The organism is Sulfitobacter sp. G5_S2_6_S6 (genome assembly GCF_054968505.1).
This window is the reverse complement of sequence record NZ_JBQKUI010000009.1, coordinates 115314-131416: the sequence shown is the minus strand read 5'-3', so window position 1 is coordinate 131416 and position 16103 is coordinate 115314. Positions and strand designations below refer to the sequence as shown.

The window sequence follows — 16103 nt, the reverse complement described above, 5'->3', positions numbered from 1 at the left end:
CGGGGGCTGGTCGTGCGAAGTGCACGACCTCAAGAGTGAGCAACTGAAAGGGCGCAGCCTATGACCCGCGAACGCCTTTATCTGTATGACACGACTTTGCGCGACGGGCAGCAGACCCAAGGGGTGCAATTCTCGACCGCCGAAAAGATCACGATTGCCAGCGCGCTCGATACGCTGGGGGTGGATTACATCGAGGGCGGCTGGCCCGGCGCGAACCCGACGGATAGTTCCTTTTTCGACGCAGCGCCGACCACGCGGGCGAAGATGACGGCCTTTGGCATGACCAAGCGCAACGGCATGTCGGCGCAGAACGACGATGTGCTGGCGGCGGTGATGAATGCGGGCACGCGGACGGTCTGCTTGGTGGGAAAGACCCATGATTTTCACGTCTCGGCAGCGCTAGGGATTACGCTGAACGAGAACACGGATAATATCGCGAAATCCATCGCGCATCTGGTGGCGCAGGGCCGCGAGGCGCTGTTCGATGCAGAGCATTTCTTTGACGGCTACCGCGCCAATCCCGATTATGCGCTGACCGCGATCAAGGCGGCCTATGAGGCGGGCGCGCGGTGGATCGTGCTTTGCGATACCAATGGCGGCACCATGCCCGCCGAGGTCGGGCGCACCACAGCCGAGGTCATCGCCGCAGGCATCCCCGGCGATCATCTGGGCATCCATACCCATAACGACACCGAAAACGCGGTCGCCTGTTCCCTGGCCGCCATTGACGCGGGCGCGCGGCAGATACAGGGCACGTTGAACGGCCTAGGCGAACGCTGCGGCAATGCCAACCTGACCACGCTGATCCCGATTTTGCTGCTGAAAGAGCCCTATGCCAGCCGGTTCGACACGGGAATACCGCTAGATGGCCTGGCGAACCTCACCCAGATCAGCCGTGCGCTGGACGAGATCTTGAACCGCGTGCCGACCAAACAGGCGGCCTTTGTCGGGTCGTCGGCCTTCGCGCATAAGGCGGGGCTGCATGCCAGCGCGATCCTGAAAGACCCGTCCACTTATGAACATATCGACCCCGCGCTGGTCGGCAACACGCGCATTATCCCCATGTCGAACCAGGCGGGCCAGTCAAACCTGCGCCGGCGTCTGGAAAGTGCGGGCTTGACCATCGCCAAGGGGGATCCGGCCTTGGGGCGGATCCTTGACGAGGTGAAGGCGCGCGAGGCCGAAGGCTATAGCTATGACACCGCTCAGGCCAGCTTTGAGCTGCTGGCGCGTAAAGCTCTGGGGCAGATGCCGGACCTCTTCGAGGTAAAACGCTATCGTGTGACCGTCGAGCGGCGCAAAAACAAATACGACCAGATGGTAAGCCTGTCAGAAGCGGTTGTCGTCGTGAAGGTGGATGGCGAGAAACGTCTGTCGGTGAGCGAGAGCATGGATGCCGAAGGCTGCGACCGCGGGCCGGTAAACGCGCTCAGCAAGGCGCTGGTCAAGGATCTGGGGCAGTACTCGGCGCTGCTGGAGGATATGCATCTGGTGGATTTCAAGGTGCGGATCACGCAAGGTGGCACAGAGGCGGTGACGCGGGTGATCATCGACAGCGAAGACGGGCAGGGGCGGCGCTGGTCTACTGTGGGTGTGTCGGCCAACATCGTCGATGCGTCTTTCGAAGCGCTGTTGGACGCGATCCGCTGGAAGCTGATCCGCGACCGCAAGGGATAGGACCCATGGAATTTGATGCCGATCTAAGCGCCTGCGCGGCCATTATCGAGCGTGCCGATCCGCTGCGCTTTCGCGCCAGCATGGCGGCCCCTGTGGCCGCACGCCGTGTGTTATTCCCGCTGTATGCCTTCAATATCGAGGTGGCGCGCGCGCCCTGGGTGACGCAGGAAACCATGATCGCCGAGATGCGTTTGCAGTGGTGGCGCGATGTCTGTGACGAGATCGCGAACCGTGGCGTTGTGCGGCGGCACGAGGTTGCGACACCCCTTGCACTGGCTATCTCGCCCGAAGACGCGGTGTTGCTCGACACGCTGGCCGCCGCGCGGCGGTGGGATATCTACCGCGACGCCTTTGAAGATGCCGCCCATTTCGACGCCTATATCGACCAGACCGCGGGCCATCTGATGTGGGTGGCGGCGCGGTCTTTGGGACCGGCGGAGGAGACCACGGTGCGCGATGCGGCCTATGGGGCGGGGGTGGCGGCTTGGCTGCACGCGATCCCTCAGCTGGTAGAGCAGGGGCGTGTCCCGTTGTTGGATGGCACCGACGCTGGCGTTGTGGCGCTGGCCCAAAAGGCGCGGGCGCGGTTGCGACAGGCGCGGGCCAACCGAGGCAAGATCTCGAAAGCGGCGCGACCGGCGATGTATAGCGTCGGCGCGGCAGACAAGGTGCTGAGCGCGGCCATCGCCGCCCCCGGGCGTGTCAGCGCCGCAGAACTGCCGCCGATGAATGATTTCGCCCTGTCGTGGCGGGCTTTGTCGGGGCGTTGGTAGCCCTAGACCCGCGCGCTACGTTGCCGCAGCATCAGCCAGATCAGCGACCCGCCTGCCAGCACCAGAAACGGGATCATCGCGATATTGACGGCGGCCCAGCCTTCGACGGGGTTGCCGCCCGAGCAGTTCATCAGCCCGCCGCTTGACAGGGACGCAAAGGTCACCCCGCCAAAGACCAACAGATCGTTCAGACCTTGCATGCGGCCACGCTCATGCGGTTCATGGGCACCGGCCAGCATGGATGTCGCGCCGATAAAGCCGAAGTTCCAGCCGATCCCCAGCAGGATCAATGCGATGTAGAAGTTGTTCAGCTCCACCCCCTGCAGCGCGACCACACCGGCCCCCGCAAGGATCGCGATGCCAAGGCCGAGGATCTTTTCGACCCCGAATTTCGCGATCAGGTGGCCGGTGAAAAACGATGGCGCATACATCGCCAGAACGTGGCCTGTGACCACATGGGACGCATCCACGATGTCATAGCCGCAGCCCACAACCGCCAGCGGCGTCGAGGTCATCACAAGGTTCATCAGCGCATAGGACACCATGCCGCAGATCACAGCGACGGCGATGCGCGGGGTTTTCAAAAGCTCCATCCGGCTGCGGCCCTTGGGGGCATCCACGGCAGGCACGGGCGGCTTGGGGATGTTGAGGAAGGCGAAAAGCACCATGCCCACAGCGTTCAGCGCAATCGCGGCGAGGTAGACCGGGAAAAACCGCATCATCGTCGCATCGCCGTTGGCACCGGTCAGAAAACCTACCAGCTGTGGCCCGATGATGGCCGAGATCAGCCCGCCCGCCATGACATAGGAAATCGCCTTGGGCCGGAACGCGTCAGATGCGGTGTCCGTCGCTGCAAAGCGGAAAAACCCTTGCGAGCACATGTAGATGCCGATCAGATAGCTGCCCAGCAGGAAGGTCATGAAACTCTGGATCGTCAGGGCATAGGCGCAAAGCGCGGCCCCCGTCATCCCGCCAAATGCGCCCGCCACAAAGCCCGCGCGACGGCCAAAGCGTTGCATCACCGTCGACAGCCACGGGGCCGTGGTCATCGACCCGAAGACGATCATAGAGATCGGCAGCGTCGCGAGGCAGACGTTCGGCGACAGTTGTTGCCCCGCCAATCCGCCGACCACAAAATACATCGGCATCTGGCTGCCAAGAAAGGCCTGCGCGGTCACCAGCACGGCGACGTTGCGCTTGGCGCGGGTGTCATCAATCACTGTCATGGTGAATGCGTAGACCGGGCTTTGGGGGGCTGCAAGGGCCTTGCGTCCGGCGGCGGGGTCAACGATGGTCGCGCCATGAACCGGGGCCCCCATATTCTGCTGATCGCTGGCAGCGCCGAAGCGCATGAGATCGCTGCTGCGATGGCGAAGTCAGACGTCTCTGCACGCGCCGTGTTAAGGCGGACGGAGCGCAGCTTTGGCCCGCTGGCCGTACCATCAGAGATCTGGTCGCCGGGCAACCTGGATGAGATGGCAGCTTACCTGCGCGCCCATGAGTTTACCGCTGTGCTGGACGCAGGGCACGGGTTTGACGCGGATATATCGCAGATCGCTTTTGACGCCACCGCGCGGTTGGGGCTGCCTTATCTGCGTGTCCTGCGGCCCATGTGGGACATCGCGGCACCGGTTGAACGGGCCGCGTCGGTCGCGGCGGCGGCACGGATGATCCGACCCAAAGCACGGGTCTTTGCCGCGACGGGGCGCGGGACGGTGGAGGATTACGCCCCCTTCGCAGGCGCGCGGCTTTATCTGCGGCAGACCAACGCGCAGGCCCGAACCAAGCTGCCCCCCTTTGCCGAAGCCGTCTATGGCCAGCCGCCCTTCACTCAGGCGGCGGAGGAGGCGTTGTTTCGCGCCTTGCAGATCGATACGCTGGTTCTGCGCAACGTCGGTGGCGTGCCAAGCCGCCCCAAACTGGACGCAGCGTGCGCGATGGGTCTGCGGGTGATTGCCATCGACCGTCCGGCGGCCCCCGTCGGCGCGCAGGTTCTCGCCGCGCCGGATGCGGCGATCTGCTGGGTCGAGACGCTGACAACGGGGGGCACAGCCGGATGAGCATCGGACGGATTATCACTGGCGACGCGGATGTCGCCGAAGGGGCGGATTGGCTCGCTGCGCATGTGCCCCAGTTTGCTACCGCCTTGGCCGCGACTGGCCCTTTGCCTCTGCGATTGCGTGCGGACGGGTTTGACGCGTTGATCGGGGCGATCATCAGCCAGCAAGTCTCTGTCGCGTCGGCAAATGCCATGCGTGCCAAGATGGATGCGGCGGGACTGACCCATGAGACGGCGATACTCACCGCGGGCGAGGATGGCCTGCGCGCGGCGGGGCTGAGCCGCCAGAAAATCCGCTATGCGTTGGCCTTGGCCGAGGCCGGGATCGACTATACCGCCTTGAGGGGCGCACCGGATGCGGTGGTGATTGACACGCTGACCGCGGTGCCCGGTGTCGGGCTGTGGACGGCGCAGATCTATGCGATGTTTTCGCTAGGCCGCGCCGATATCCTGCCGCAGGGCGATCTGGCCTTGCAAGAGGCCGCGAAAATCCTGTTTGATCTGCCCCAGCGACCAAAGCCGAAGCAGCTTGCGGACATGGCGCAGGACTGGTCGCCCTGGCGATCGGTTGCAGCCCGCATCCTGTTTTCGTACTACCGCGTGGCAAAACAACGGGAAGGGATTTCATGACACGAGTACTAAACGCAGAGCGCCGCGAACCGGTCTCGGGGGAAACGCGGTCTGCCGTCGTGTTCCTGCATGGCTATGGCGCGAATGGTGCCGATCTGCTGGGGCTTGCCGACCCGTTGGGGGAACATCTGCCCGACACGCTGTTCGTGGCCCCCGATGCGCCCGAAGCCTGTGCCGGTGCGCCCATGGGGTTCCAGTGGTTCCCGATTCCCTGGATCGATAACTCCTCTGAGGAAGAAGCCGAACGCGGGATGATGCAGGCGGTCGACGACCTGAACGCCTTTCTCGATGCGCTGATGGTGGACGAAGATCTGCTGCCCGAACAGGTCGTGCTGTTTGGCTTTTCCCAAGGTACGATGATGGCGCTGCATGTCGCGCCGCGCCGCGAAGATGCTGTGGCCGGTGTTGTCGCGTTTTCGGGCCGCTTGCTGTCGCCCGAGAGCCTGAAAGACGAAGCGGTCGTGCGCCCTCCGGTCTTGCTGGTGCACGGCGACGCCGATGATGTTGTCCCGCCGCAATCCCTGCCACAGGCCGCCGAAACCTTGCAAGAGGCCGGATGGACGGACGTTTTCGCCCATATCATGAAGGGGACAGGCCACGGAATTGCCCCCGACGGGCTGAGCGTGGCGCTGGCCTTTATGCGCGACAAACTGGGTCTTTGATCCCATCCCCTGCGGGCGCATGCGCGACCCGCAGGAAGGCCCCGGCCGGATTGGCCGTTTCCGTCACATGCCTGTTACGTAATCAGCTTACGCATTCTGCGACATCTTGTACCCGTTTGCGACTTGTCAGACGCAAACCACGAGATATAGTCGAAAGCATCAGCGGGGCTGTCCCGCTGGACCGGACGCGGAACGGCAAGGGGCTATCGAACAATGGACGGCGACTTTAGAACTGAATTCACCCGAAGCCCGGCAGGGCTGAAAAACAAACCGGCCCTTGTGCTGAACGCGGATTACAGGCCCTTGTCCTACTATCCGTTGTCGCTGTGGCCCTGGCAGGAAGCGGTGAAGGCCAAATGGCTGGATCGGGTGGATATCGTCGCTGAATATGACGACTATGTTCACAGCCCGTCGATGCAAATTCGCATCCCGTCGGTGGTCGTTCTCAAAGATTATGTCAAACCTCAAAAGCGCGTGGCCTTCACGCGCTTTAATTTATTTCTGAGGGACGAATTCTGCTGCCAGTACTGCGGTGCACGGGGGGATCTGACCTTTGACCACGTGGTGCCCCGTGCGGCGGGCGGTATCACAAGCTGGCAGAACGTCGTTGCGGCGTGTAGCCCGTGCAATCTGAAAAAAGGGTCCAAGGCGCTGCACCAGACCGGATTCCAGCTGCGCAAACCACCGCGCCAGCCGCAAGCCGAGGATCTGCGCAATATGGGCCGGAAATTCCCGCCCAACTACCTGCATGATAGCTGGATGGATTTTCTTTATTGGGATGCCGAGCTTCAGGCGTGATCTAGGGCCGCGCTTGTGCGTCCGAGCTAGAGGTCAAGCTCCACCCAGACGGGCACGTGATCGGAGGGTTTCTCGCGTCCGCGTACATCCTTGTCGATCTGGCAGTCGCGCAGGCTGTCCGCGATGGCAGGGCTCAGCAGGAAATGGTCGATACGGATGCCGTTGTTGCGGTTCCATGCGCCTGCCTGATAATCCCAAAAGCTGTAATGCCCCGGCCCTTGGGTCCGTGCGCGGAACGCCTCTGTCAGGCCAAGGGCCAGCAGACGTCGCCAGGCGGCGCGGGATTCAGGGCGAAACAGCGCATCTTCACGCCAGGCATCCGGCGTTGCCGCGTCTTCGGCTTGGGGGATGATGTTGAAGTCGCCAGTCAGCAGAAACGGTGTTTCCTCGGCCAAGAGTGCGCGCGCACGGTCTTCAAGACGCTGCATCCACGCCAGTTTGTAATCGTACTTGGGGCCCGGCGCGGGGTTGCCGTTGGGCAGATACAACCCACAAAGCCGCACAGATGAATGATCACCCACGACCGTTGCCTCGATATAGCGTGCCTGTTCGTCGCTGTCGTCACCGGGCAGGCCACGGGTTACATCCTCAAGCGGGAGCTTTGACAGGATCGCGACGCCGTTAAAGGATTTCTGCCCGTGGGTCTCGACGTTATAGCCGCGATCCTCGAACAGCTCGCGCGGGAAGCCTTCGTCGACGGATTTGATCTCTTGCAGAATGGCGACGTCGGGCTGCGCTTCGTCGAGCCATTGGGGCAGGGCGTCGATCCGCGCTTTGATCCCGTTGATGTTGAACGTGGCGATTTTCATGGCGGCCCCCTGCATTGGTCCCCGCAGCTATCGCGCATACCGCAATATGGGGCAAGGGGGCTGCACCGGTTTGGGCATGTTTCGCCCGCGATTCGAAGGTGAGCCGACAGTGCCTACGCCGCCGCGGGGCGCTTTGCCAGAGTTCCGTTAAAATTGTCGCTATTGTGGAGAACACGGCATCGCTGCGTGGTTTCAAGCGGATCAAAGACGCAGCGCATGTGGATGATTTGCATCGTTAAAATGCGATCTTTTTGTCGCCTAGGTCAAATCCCTGAGCTGGTGATTGATGAAGGGAGTGCAGCTTGAGGTTTAGTTGCCGATTTCAAAATCACGTCAAAAAGGAAAACTCATGACCGCTATTGCTTACGTCGAAACTGCTTTCCCGAATGTTCACGCCGGGGCGGCATCGCTCCATCAGGGGGCGGGGACCGCGCTTTATACCACCGGCTGTATCCGTGCAGGGCAAGACCCCCATTGCGGCCACGGCACCGGGCTGTTCACCACAGGGCTACAGTCGGGACCGCAGGCAGGCGGCATGGCGACTGGGGAGCTTACCGGTTTGTTTACCACCGGCTGCTAATCCAGACACACCCTGCGCTGGAACCGGCGCAGGGGGTTCTTGCCAAAGGGGGGCCTATGTCGAATGTTATACCGCTTTCATCCGTACGTGCGCGCAATAGCGGTCGCAAACACGCCGATACCGCCGCGATCAGCCGTATGTTTGCGGTACAGCGACGCCGTGCGGGTGATGTGTTCTGGTTGAAGGAAAACGCGGAATGGCTGGGGATTCTGGCAAGCGCGGACATGCCTGTCGCGCCAGACGCTCTGGTGCCCTATGCCTCCTTCTATGACCGCATCGAAGAGACGATCCGCTTCTTTCCGCAATACTACCGATTTTTCCTGTCCCTCGCGCTGGACCTTGAGGATCTGGGCTTGCCCGGCGACGCGGGGGAGCGGTTGGTGCATTGGGTCGCCCGTATGCGGCTGGCGGATGGGGAACTGTCTGACCTGCAACGCGCCGAAGCGCAGCGCCTGCTGGCGCGTCGGATGTCCGTGCCGCGCGACGACGCCCTGCAGTCACGCTTGCGCCAATTTTTCACGCGATCCGAAACCTTTGCGCTGCCCAATAAGAAAGCATCCTATGAGCTAGCACATATCGTTTTTTATCTGTCAGACTACGGCCAGAGCGACCCCCAACTGCCGGCGACAGCGATCAGAAGCCTGAATTTTGCCGGTATTCTGGCGTATCTTGATCAGGATATGGATCTGCTGGCCGAGATTTGTGCCGCGCTACGGTTTGCAGGCGCTGCCGCACCTGCACTGTGGGAGGATGCGGTTCAGTCCGCTGCACGTGCCTGCCGGATCGTACCGCAGCAGGGGGGCGGACCGGTGGACGGGTATCACGCCTATCTAGTGACCGGCTGGGCCGCGCACATGTCCGGAGGGGCGGCATTCTGCCAACCGGTGCCACAAGGGGCAGTGGCCATCCGCTATACCCCGCCAAACGGGGCGCTGCAGGCGCTATCGGCGGCGCTTTTTGACATGGGAGAGACGCGGCAAGCGCAGTGGTCGCTTATGCGTGGACGGGTCATGAGAGCGCTGGACCCTGAGGCGCAAGAGGTACTGGCCGAGGCAGAGGCGTCCTGCCCGCAATTTGAAGCGTTTTTCGCGCGGTTTGCGCGGGCACCGATCCCGGCCATGCCCTCCGCGGTGCAGCTGCGGCGCTAGAATGGCCTCATGCGGGCATGAGGCCAGCCTCCGGCGGGAGTTTACTTTGGCAAAATGAAGCGGGCGCGTGTATCGGGTGCCTGTTACATCGAGAAAGACGTGCCGCAGCCGCAGGCGCTGGTGGCATTGGGGTTTTCGATCACGAAACGCGCGCCGATCAGCTCTTCCGAGAAGTCGATGACGGCATTGGCAAGAAAGGGCAGGGAGATGCTGTCGACCACAACTTTCTGGCCGGCCCCTTCAAGGATCAGGTCATCGTCTTTGGGGTCATCCAGCGCGATGTCGTACTGAAAGCCGGAGCAGCCGCCGCCCTCTACGGCGACGCGCAGGGCTTTGCCCTCTGCGGCGGCACCGATTTCGGCAAGGCGGTCAAAGGCGCGCGGGGTAACTTGGGGGGGCAGGTTCATTTTCGGGCTCCGGTGTGATCGGTTTCCATCTGTGTTGTCTTACAATATAGAAACCCGCAGGACAGGCCACAAGGACCACCGACTATGCGCGCTTCTTTTGCCTCTGATCCGGCGTTGACCCGGGGACGGTTGATACCGGAAGAGGAAAGCACCTTTCGTTCCTGCTTTCAGCGGGACCGCGACCGGATCATCCACGCCAGCGCCTTCCGGCGGCTCAAGCACAAGACGCAGGTCTTTATCGAACATGAGGGCGATTACTATCGCACGCGGCTGACCCATTCGATCGAGGTGGCGCAGGTGGCACGCACGATCGCCGGTGCCTTGGGTCTGAATGCCGAGCTGACAGAGGCGGTCGCCCTGGCCCATGATCTGGGGCATCCGCCCTTTGGTCACACGGGCGAGGACGCGCTGGAAGCCTTGATGGCCCCCTATGGCGGGTTTGACCACAACGCCCAAGCCATCCGCATCGTCACCCATCTGGAGCGGCATTACGCGGATTTCGACGGGCTGAACCTGACTTGGGACACGCTGGAGGGGTTGGCCAAACATAACGGGCCGGTGACGGGAGAGCTGCCGTGGGCACTTGCGGCCTATGAGCGTCAGCATAACCTTGAGCTGGAGACATTCGCCAGTGCCGAGGCGCAGGTGGCGGCGATTGCCGATGATGTGGCCTATAACCACCACGACCTGCATGACGGTTTGCGGGCCGAACTGTTCTCGACGGACGAGCTGGCCGAGCTGCCGATCCTGAAGCAAAATTTCGCCGACGTGGACAGGCTGTATCCCGGTCTGAACTACTATCGCCGCCGCCACGAGGCACTGCGCCGTTTCTTTGGCGTGCTGGTGGAGGACGTGATCAGCGTCGCTCGCCACCGTCTGGCCGAGATGAAGCCCGAAACCGCCACCGATATTCGCATGGCCGGGCGCACGTTGATCCAGTTCTCCGATCCGGTTTTCCAGGATCTCAAGGTCATCCGTGCCTTTCTTTTTGACCGCATGTATCGCGCGCCATCCGTGGTGATCATGCGCAAGCAGGTGACGCAGGTGGTCGAGGATCTGTTCCCCTATTTCTGCGCGCATACGGACCAATTGCCCAAGCAATGGCGCAAGGATGTAGAGGATGCGGACGGCGATACGGCGCTTGCGCGGATCGTCAGCGACTATATCTCGGGGATGACAGATCGCTTTGCTTTGCAGGAACATGAGCGGTTGATCGTTAAAGGCTGAACCGCCCTTGATTATGGGCGCATATTCAGGTGATACACGGGGCCAAGTCGAAGGAACCCCGTTATGAACCTATTTGCCGATATCCGCAGCCTCGTGCTGTCCACCCTTGATACGCTGGTTGCCGACGGGTTTCTGCCCGAGGGGCTGAGCTTTGACGCCATCACCGTAGAGCCGCCGCGCGATGCGGCGCATGGGGATATGGCGACCAATGCCGCGATGGTGCTGGCGAAACCGGCCCGTATGAAACCGCGCGATATCGCCGAGAAACTGGCCGAAAAGCTGGGTGAGGATCCACGGATCACCGCGGCGGATGTGGCGGGCCAGGGGTTCTTGAACCTGCGGCTGAGTGCTGCGGTCTGGCAGGGCGTTGTCGGTGCCGTTCTGGGGCAGGGCACAGACTTTGGCCGCGGCGATCTGGGGCAGGGCAAGCGGGTCAACGTCGAATATGTCTCGGCCAACCCGACGGGGCCGCTGCATGTGGGGCACACCCGCGGTGCGGTCTTCGGCGATGCGCTGGCGTCCTTGCTGGATTTCGCGGGTTTCGATGTCACGCGTGAATATTACATTAACGACGGCGGCGCGCAGGTCGATGTTTTGGCGCGCTCTGTCTATCTGCGCTATCTGGAGGCGCACGGCCAAGAGGTCGCCTTTCCCGAAGGCACATACCCCGGCGACTATCTGATCGATGTGGGGGCCGCGCTGAAAGACAAGGTGGGCGACGCCTATATCGACGCCGATGAATCCGTCTGGCTTGAAGAGGTGCGCAACTTTGCCACCGACGAGATGATGAAGCTGATCCGCGATGATCTCGCCTCTCTCGGGGTGAAGATGGATGTGTTTTATTCCGAAAAGTCGCTTTATGGCACGGGCCGGATCGAATCCGCGATTGATGACTTGAAAGCCAAGGGGCTGATCTATGAGGGCGTGCTTGAGCCGCCAAAAGGCAAGAAGCCCGAGGACTGGGAGCCGCGCGAGCAGACCCTGTTCAAATCCACCGCCCATGGCGATGACGTTGACCGTCCGGTGATGAAGTCCGACGGCGGCTGGACCTATTTCGCGCCCGATATCGCGTATCACTACGACAAGGTGCAGCGTGGCTTTGACATGCTGATCGACGTCTTTGGCGCGGATCACGGCGGCTATGTCAAACGGATGAAAGCCGCTGTGTCGGCGCTGTCCGAGGGGTCGGTGCCGCTCGACATCAAGCTGACGCAGCTGGTCAAGTTATTCAAGAACGGCAAGGAATTCAAGATGTCCAAACGGGCAGGGACATTTGTCACCCTGCGCGATGTGGTTGATCAGGTGGGCCCTGATGTGACGCGGTTTGTCATGCTGACCCGCAAGAATGACGCGATGCTGGACTTTGACTTTGCCAAGGTGCTGGAACAGTCGCGTGAGAATCCGGTGTTCTACGTGCAATATGCCCATGCGCGTGTGCACTCTGTCCTGCGCAAGGCGGCAGAGGCGGGTGTTGCCACGGATATGGAAACCTTGCAGCGTGCCGACCTAAGCCAGCTTGACCACGAAGCAGAGCTGAAACTGGCGCAAAAGCTGGCCGAATGGCCCCGGATGGTAGAGACTGCGGCGCGCAGCAATGAACCGCACCGGATCGCCTTTTATCTCTACGAGCTGGCGGGCGATTTCCACGGGCTGTGGAACCGCGGCAACGACGTGCCTGAACTGCGTTTCCTGCAGGATGATGCGGCCCTGTCCCAGTCAAAAATCGCGCTGGCCCAAGCCGCAGCGATTGTAATTGCGTCAGGTCTTGGTATTCTTGGGGTCAAGCCAGCGGAAGAGATGCGATAACGCACCATTGCTGGTCAGGCAGGTTCAAAAAACAGACCCACGCGGGTGATATCTGACGCGGGCAGTGAGGCAGAAATGGCAGATTACACGTCCTCCTCCCAGGGTGGGGGGTACTCCTTTGAACATGACGCAGGGATGGCACCGCAAGTTGCGGCCAAGCCCTTGACCAAGTTTGCAAATTTCGCGGGCGCGGCGCTTTCCATCACCTTGATCGTCGGCATCGGGGTCTGGGGCTACAAGCTGCTGGTGCGCGATGTTACCGGCATTCCGGTGGTGCGTGCGGCCCAGGGCGATATGCGCGTGCGGCCCGAAAATCCGGGCGGCCAACTGGCGGACAATCAGGGTCTGTCGGTCAATGCTGTGGCCTCTGAAGGGACGGCGAACCAATTCGCGGAACAGCTGATTTTGGCCCCGAAGCCACTGGATCTGGAAGAAGAAGACCAGCCCATTCCCGTCGCGATGGTTGCACCTGCGCAACAGGCACCAACGCAATCTTCGCCTGCGGCTGACGTGGCAGAGGCTTTGAAAAACGGCGATGTGGACGATCTTGTCGCCTCTCTCACCGATGGGGTGGAAGCACTGGAAGACGAAGAAGACGGCACCGCCGTGCCAGAGCCGATGAACGCAAGTGCCACGATGGATGTCGATCCGCTTGAGATGGCGGTGTCGAACGCGGTGGCCGTTGCCATGGGCGAAGAGCCGGGCGTCCGCGCATCCTTGCGCCCTCAAACGCGCCCCGGTGGCCGTGCCGTTGCGACCAAAGCGTCATTTGAACCCGCACCGGTCGCCGCCGCTGAAGTGAAAGAGCTTTCGCCCGACAGCCTGCCCACCGGTACGCGTTTGGTGCAGCTTGGCGCATTCGATTCACCGCAGATCGCACGGGCGCAATGGGTCCGTCTGAACGCGCGTTTCGGGGCCTATATGGAAGGCAAAGACCGCATCATCCAAGAGGCCAGCAGCGGCGGGCGCACCTTCTACCGTCTGCGTGCGCATGGGTTCTCGGACATCGCGGATGCGCGACGCTTCTGTTCGGCGCTGGTTGCTGAAAACACCGACTGCATTCCCGTCGTTACACGCTGATGCGATACGGGGCGACGATACTGGACGCGTCGGGGCTTCGGCTGACGGCGCAGGAAAAGGCGTTGTTTCGCGCTGTAAAGCCCTTTGGGTTCATTCTCTTTGCGCGCAATATCGACACGCCGGAACAGGTCCGCGCGCTGTGTGACGAGCTGCGCGAGGCGGCGGGCCACGAGGCTGTTATCACCGTGGATCAAGAAGGCGGGCGGGTGCAGCGTTTGCGCGCACCACATTGGCGCGACTGGACGGCACCGCTGGATTTCGTGCAGGCGGCAGGCCCCAACGCGGCAGAGGCGATGTATCTGCGCTTTCGACTGATCGCGGACGAGCTGCACCGCGTGGGCATCGACAGCAATTGCGCGCCGATGGTCGATGTCGCGGGGGCGCAAACCCACGCATTTTTACGCAACCGCTGTTACGGCACGACGCCCGATGCGGTGGCGGCTTTGGGCCGTGCGGCGGCAGACGGCATGTTGGCGGGGGGCGTCTTGCCCGTGGTCAAACATATGCCCGGACATGGGCGCGCCACGATGGATAGTCATTTTGACTTGCCGCAGGTTGATGCGCCGCGTGCCGCGTTAGACACCCATGATTTCGCCCCGTTCAAGGCGTTGAACGACCTGCCGATGGGGATGACGGCGCATTTGGTCTATGACGCGATTGATCCGCGCCCTGCCACACTGTCGCCCGTGATGATGCAGCTGATCCGCGAGGATATCGGCTTTGATAACCTGATCATGACGGATGACATCTCGATGAAAGCATTGACGGGCGAGGTGGATGCCATCGCCGCCGGTGCCTTGGCCGCAGGCTGTGACGTGGTGTTGTACTGCAACGCCACGCTTGAGGATCGCACCCGCGTTGCCGATACTGCCGGAGAGATGTCCGACGCTGCGCAAACACGGGCCGCGCGCGCCCTTGCCATGCGCCGGACGCCTGATGATGTTGACATTCCTGCCCTGACTGCAAAGCTCGACAGGCTTTTGGGCGGGACGGTATATGGCTGAAACGCAGTTGGAAGACGGGCAAACGAAAGTTGCTGAACGGCTCGCGGCCGAGGCGCTGATCGTGGATGTCGACGGGTTCGAGGGCCCGTTGGACCTGTTGCTGACCCTCAGCCGCACCCAGAAGGTCGACCTGCGCAAAATCTCGGTGCTGCAACTGGCACGCCAATATCTGATGTTCGTGGACAAGGCCAAGGCGCTGCGGCTTGAGCTTGCGGCGGATTATCTGGTCATGGCTGCCTGGCTCGCCTTTCTGAAATCCCGCCTGCTGCTGCCGCCTGATCCGCAGGACGATGGCCCCTCGGGCGAGGAACTGGCCGCGCATCTGGCGTTCCAGCTGGAACGTCTGCAAGCGATGCGCGACGTGGCGGCCCAGTTGATGGCCCGTGACCAGTTGGGCCGCGACTTCTTTGCCCGCGGGCAGACGCAGGAAATGCGCCAGACCCGCCGCGTGACCTATACCGCGACCTTGCTGGATTTGATGCAGGGCTACGCGCGTATCCGCACCCGCGACGATTTCCGCCCCTTCGTGATGGACCGTGACAAGGTCTTTACGATGGAGCAGGCGCTGGAACGCATGCGCGGCTTGATTGGCTTTTCTGGTGATTGGTCTGACCTGACCAGCTACATGCCCGACGGATGGGGCGAAGAGCCGGCAATGCGTCGCTCGGCCACGGCATCGACGTTTGCGGCGTCGCTTGAATTGGTAAAGGAAGGGCATCTGGAAATTCGCCAAGAGGGCGTGTTTGCCCCGATCCAGTTGCGCAAGAAGGATATCTGACGTGGCCGAACCCGTTGAACAAACAGAAGAAAGCCTGTTCGAGGCCCCGCCGTTGGCCGAACAGGAGCGCATGATTGAAGCGATCCTTTTCGCCACCGCAGAGCCGATGACCCTGCGCGAGATCGCGGCGCGTCTGCCGCATGGCTGTGACCCTGCCGAAGCGATGGTGCATCTACGCAAACGCTACACCGGCCGCGGTGTCGAGCTGTGTCGCATCGGGGATGCCTACGCCATGCGCACGGCGGCGGATCTGGGGTATCTCATGCAACACGAAACGGTCGAGACGCGCAAACTGTCGCGCGCCGCGATCGAGACCTTGGCGATCATCGCCTACCACCAGCCCGCCACCCGCGCCGAGATCGAAGAGATCCGCGGCGTATCGGTATCGCGCGGCACGCTGGATCAGCTGCTTGAGCTGGACTGGATTCGCTTTGGCCGCCGCAAAATGACCCCCGGTCGTCCAGTGACCTTTGTCGTGACACAGGAATTTCTGGCCCACTTCGGTCTGGAAAGCCCCCGCGACCTGCCGGGGTTGAAAGAGCTCCGCTCTGCCGGATTGCTGGAAAGCCGCCCCGCCTTTGGCGAGATGCCGGGTGTCGACAGCGAAGAAGAGCCAGAAGCGACCGAAGGCCAGAGCGAGCTGTTCGAGGATTAATCCCGCAGGT

Annotated in this window: 17 protein-coding genes; 14 read left to right on the top strand and 3 right to left on the bottom strand. The window is 62.0% G+C overall.

Features of this window, described 5'->3' with window-relative positions; translation table 11 throughout:
• The first annotated feature begins 60 nt into the window (after positions 1 to 60).
• Positions 61 to 1677, top strand: a complete 1617-nt coding sequence (gene cimA / locus ACTRWK_RS14505) for a citramalate synthase (protein ID WP_462843971.1) — start codon at positions 61 to 63, stop codon at positions 1675 to 1677.
• Between the two features lie 5 nt (positions 1678 to 1682).
• Entirely contained in the window at positions 1683 to 2450 is a 768-nt protein-coding gene (locus tag ACTRWK_RS14500; RefSeq protein ID WP_005853814.1) for a squalene/phytoene synthase family protein, read from the top strand.
• A 2-nt stretch (positions 2451 to 2452) separates the two neighbouring features.
• Here ACTRWK_RS14500 and ACTRWK_RS14495 read toward each other — a convergent pair whose 3' ends face one another.
• A complete protein-coding gene (locus ACTRWK_RS14495; RefSeq protein ID WP_037944406.1) occupies positions 2453 to 3676 on the bottom strand; it encodes an MFS transporter in 1224 nt (407 codons plus the stop codon).
• Positions 3677 to 3751: 75 nt separating this feature from the next.
• Between ACTRWK_RS14495 and ACTRWK_RS14490 the strand changes: the two genes are divergently transcribed.
• The 4 genes from ACTRWK_RS14490 to ACTRWK_RS14475 all read left to right on the top strand — a co-directional run bounded on the left by ACTRWK_RS14490 (position 3752) and on the right by ACTRWK_RS14475 (position 6599).
• Positions 3752 to 4510 (top strand): precorrin-6A/cobalt-precorrin-6A reductase, encoded by a 759-nt coding sequence (locus tag ACTRWK_RS14490; RefSeq protein ID WP_289081034.1) that lies wholly within the window; start codon positions 3752 to 3754, stop codon positions 4508 to 4510.
• The gene (locus ACTRWK_RS14485) at positions 4507 to 5139 is read left to right on the top strand and encodes a DNA-3-methyladenine glycosylase family protein (RefSeq protein ID WP_289081035.1); all 633 of its coding nucleotides are present in this window, start codon (positions 4507 to 4509) and stop codon (positions 5137 to 5139) included. The genes ACTRWK_RS14490 and ACTRWK_RS14485 overlap by 4 nt, the downstream gene beginning before the upstream one ends.
• Positions 5136 to 5801 (top strand): alpha/beta hydrolase, encoded by a 666-nt coding sequence (locus ACTRWK_RS14480; RefSeq protein WP_005853810.1) that lies wholly within the window; start codon positions 5136 to 5138, stop codon positions 5799 to 5801. The genes ACTRWK_RS14485 and ACTRWK_RS14480 overlap by 4 nt, the downstream gene beginning before the upstream one ends.
• A 213-nt stretch (positions 5802 to 6014) precedes the next feature.
• Positions 6015 to 6599 (top strand): HNH endonuclease, encoded by a 585-nt coding sequence (locus ACTRWK_RS14475; RefSeq protein WP_005853809.1) that lies wholly within the window; start codon positions 6015 to 6017, stop codon positions 6597 to 6599.
• A 26-nt stretch (positions 6600 to 6625) separates the two neighbouring features.
• On the opposite strand, the gene xth is transcribed toward ACTRWK_RS14475, so the two are convergent.
• Positions 6626 to 7408 (bottom strand): exodeoxyribonuclease III, encoded by a 783-nt coding sequence (gene xth, locus ACTRWK_RS14470; protein WP_037944404.1) that lies wholly within the window; start codon positions 7406 to 7408, stop codon positions 6626 to 6628.
• 349 nt (positions 7409 to 7757) lie between these two features.
• Here xth and ACTRWK_RS14465 point away from each other — a divergent pair, with 349 nt between their 5' ends.
• The gene (locus tag ACTRWK_RS14465; protein ID WP_289081036.1) at positions 7758 to 7988 is read left to right on the top strand and encodes a hypothetical protein; all 231 of its coding nucleotides are present in this window, start codon (positions 7758 to 7760) and stop codon (positions 7986 to 7988) included.
• A 56-nt stretch (positions 7989 to 8044) separates the two neighbouring features.
• Entirely contained in the window at positions 8045 to 9136 is a 1092-nt protein-coding gene (locus tag ACTRWK_RS14460) for a DUF6902 family protein (protein ID WP_462843970.1), read from the top strand.
• An 83-nt stretch (positions 9137 to 9219) separates the two neighbouring features.
• Here ACTRWK_RS14460 and ACTRWK_RS14455 read toward each other — a convergent pair whose 3' ends face one another.
• Positions 9220 to 9543, bottom strand: coding sequence for a HesB/IscA family protein (locus ACTRWK_RS14455; RefSeq protein WP_009824761.1), 324 nt, complete (start codon positions 9541 to 9543; stop codon positions 9220 to 9222).
• An 84-nt stretch (positions 9544 to 9627) separates the two neighbouring features.
• On the opposite strand from ACTRWK_RS14455, the gene ACTRWK_RS14450 reads away from it, so the two are divergent.
• The 6 genes from ACTRWK_RS14450 (at position 9628) to scpB (ending at position 16093) form a co-directional block, all read left to right on the top strand.
• Positions 9628 to 10770 (top strand): deoxyguanosinetriphosphate triphosphohydrolase, encoded by a 1143-nt coding sequence (locus ACTRWK_RS14450; RefSeq protein ID WP_289081038.1) that lies wholly within the window; start codon positions 9628 to 9630, stop codon positions 10768 to 10770.
• A gap of 63 nt (positions 10771 to 10833) precedes the next feature.
• Complete coding sequence (gene argS / locus ACTRWK_RS14445) at positions 10834 to 12576, top strand: arginine--tRNA ligase (protein WP_462843969.1); 1743 nt, start codon at positions 10834 to 10836, stop codon at positions 12574 to 12576.
• Positions 12577 to 12651: 75 nt separating this feature from the next.
• Positions 12652 to 13656, top strand: coding sequence for an SPOR domain-containing protein (locus tag ACTRWK_RS14440; protein WP_289081040.1), 1005 nt, complete (start codon positions 12652 to 12654; stop codon positions 13654 to 13656).
• Positions 13656 to 14660, top strand: a complete 1005-nt coding sequence (gene nagZ, locus ACTRWK_RS14435; RefSeq protein WP_289081041.1) for a beta-N-acetylhexosaminidase — start codon at positions 13656 to 13658, stop codon at positions 14658 to 14660. The genes ACTRWK_RS14440 and nagZ overlap by 1 nt, the downstream gene beginning before the upstream one ends.
• The gene (locus tag ACTRWK_RS14430; protein ID WP_005853799.1) at positions 14653 to 15438 is read left to right on the top strand and encodes a segregation and condensation protein A; all 786 of its coding nucleotides are present in this window, start codon (positions 14653 to 14655) and stop codon (positions 15436 to 15438) included. Before nagZ ends, ACTRWK_RS14430 begins: the two co-directional genes overlap by 8 nt.
• Position 15439: 1 nt before the next feature.
• On the top strand, positions 15440 to 16093 hold the full coding sequence (scpB, locus tag ACTRWK_RS14425; protein ID WP_005853798.1) for an SMC-Scp complex subunit ScpB: 654 nt from the start codon (positions 15440 to 15442) through the stop codon (positions 16091 to 16093).
• Positions 16094 to 16103: the final 10 nt, after the last annotated feature.

Coding starts and splice junctions, on each gene's coding strand:
- ACTRWK_RS14460 (WP_462843970.1), top strand. CDS start 8,045: ATGTCGAATGTTATACCGCTTTCATCCGTACGTGCGCGCAATAGCGGT.
- ACTRWK_RS14475 (WP_005853809.1), top strand. CDS start 6,015: ATGGACGGCGACTTTAGAACTGAATTCACCCGAAGCCCGGCAGGGCTG.
- ACTRWK_RS14430 (WP_005853799.1), top strand. CDS start 14,653: ATGGCTGAAACGCAGTTGGAAGACGGGCAAACGAAAGTTGCTGAACGG.
- ACTRWK_RS14485 (WP_289081035.1), top strand. CDS start 4,507: ATGAGCATCGGACGGATTATCACTGGCGACGCGGATGTCGCCGAAGGG.
- ACTRWK_RS14490 (WP_289081034.1), top strand. CDS start 3,752: ATGAACCGGGGCCCCCATATTCTGCTGATCGCTGGCAGCGCCGAAGCG.
- ACTRWK_RS14480 (WP_005853810.1), top strand. CDS start 5,136: ATGACACGAGTACTAAACGCAGAGCGCCGCGAACCGGTCTCGGGGGAA.
- ACTRWK_RS14450 (WP_289081038.1), top strand. CDS start 9,628: ATGCGCGCTTCTTTTGCCTCTGATCCGGCGTTGACCCGGGGACGGTTG.
- ACTRWK_RS14440 (WP_289081040.1), top strand. CDS start 12,652: ATGGCAGATTACACGTCCTCCTCCCAGGGTGGGGGGTACTCCTTTGAA.
- cimA (WP_462843971.1), top strand. CDS start 61: ATGACCCGCGAACGCCTTTATCTGTATGACACGACTTTGCGCGACGGG.
- xth (WP_037944404.1), bottom strand. CDS start 7,408: ATGAAAATCGCCACGTTCAACATCAACGGGATCAAAGCGCGGATCGAC.
- ACTRWK_RS14465 (WP_289081036.1), top strand. CDS start 7,758: ATGACCGCTATTGCTTACGTCGAAACTGCTTTCCCGAATGTTCACGCC.
- ACTRWK_RS14455 (WP_009824761.1), bottom strand. CDS start 9,543: ATGAACCTGCCCCCCCAAGTTACCCCGCGCGCCTTTGACCGCCTTGCC.
- ACTRWK_RS14500 (WP_005853814.1), top strand. CDS start 1,683: ATGGAATTTGATGCCGATCTAAGCGCCTGCGCGGCCATTATCGAGCGT.
- nagZ (WP_289081041.1), top strand. CDS start 13,656: ATGCGATACGGGGCGACGATACTGGACGCGTCGGGGCTTCGGCTGACG.
- argS (WP_462843969.1), top strand. CDS start 10,834: ATGAACCTATTTGCCGATATCCGCAGCCTCGTGCTGTCCACCCTTGAT.
- ACTRWK_RS14495 (WP_037944406.1), bottom strand. CDS start 3,676: ATGACAGTGATTGATGACACCCGCGCCAAGCGCAACGTCGCCGTGCTG.